1 pseudogene is annotated in these 972 nt (G+C 74.4%); it reads right to left on the bottom strand.

The features are described 5' to 3' along the window. Positions 1-972 (bottom strand): annotated as a pseudogene (locus GTP90_RS35840) (two-component system sensor histidine kinase KdbD); the annotation flags it as partial.

The raw sequence follows: 972 nt of genomic DNA, 5'->3' as shown, positions 1-972 counted from the left end.
TGGCGGCGTTGGCGTCGCTCCCGGCGTAAGCTGCGTAACCGGCGCCGCCGGCCGCGCGGGCGGAGGCGGCCGCCTCCTTGCTGGGCGCGCCGATCTCCACCAGGTCGATGTCGGGCGCGTGGCGCGCCAGGCGCTTGATGTGCGGCTGGCGCCACGGCCAGGTCGGGTGCGCCCGGCCCAGCACGATCTTCGACAGGTTGTGGCCGCGCGCGTAGTCCACCGCGGCGCGCGCGATGTCGTGGCCGGCCACCACGGCGGTGGCCGCGCCCAGGTCTTCGGCCAGCTTGAGCGTCTTGAGGATGCGCTCGCGCTCGGCCGCCGGCAGCCGCTGCAGCGCCGGCGTCTCGATGTAGATCGCGTGCCAGCCGGTGCCCAGCTGGCTGGCCAGGCGCGCCGTGCTGCGCACCGTGTGCTCGCCGCCCGGCCGCGGGCCGACGCAGGCCAGCAGCGCGGCGCCGGTCTTCCAGATGTCGCCGATCGACTGCTCGACACGGTAGGCGCGCACGTCGTCCTCGACGCGGTCGGCGGTGCGGCGCAGCGCCAGCTCGCGCAGCGCGATCAGGTTGCCCTTGCGGAAAAAATTCCTGGCCGCGCGCTCGGCCTGCGGTCCCTTGTACACCTTGCCGGCCTTCAGGCGCGCCAGCAGCTCGTCGGCCGGGAGGTCGACCAGCACCACCTCGTCGGCCTGGTCGAACACCGTGTCGGGCACGGTCTCGCCCACGCGGATGCCGGTGATGCCGCCCACCACGTCGTTCAGGCTCTCGAGGTGCTGCACGTTGACCGTGGTCAGCACGTCGATGCCGGCGTCCAGCAGTTCCTCGACGTCCTGCCAGCGCTTGGGGTGGCGCGAGCCGGGCGCGTTCGAGTGCGCCAGCTCGTCCACCAGGATCAGCGGCGGCCGCCGCGCCAGCGCGCCGTCCAGGTCGAACTCGGCCAGCTGCCGGCCGCGGTGCGCCACCTGCCGCGGCGCCA

Source organism: Duganella vulcania (assembly GCF_009857655.1).
Classification (GTDB): domain Bacteria; phylum Pseudomonadota; class Gammaproteobacteria; order Burkholderiales; family Burkholderiaceae_D; genus Rugamonas; species Rugamonas vulcania.
The sequence above is the reverse complement of the archived record's forward strand: the minus strand, read 5'-3'. Positions and strand labels throughout refer to the sequence as shown.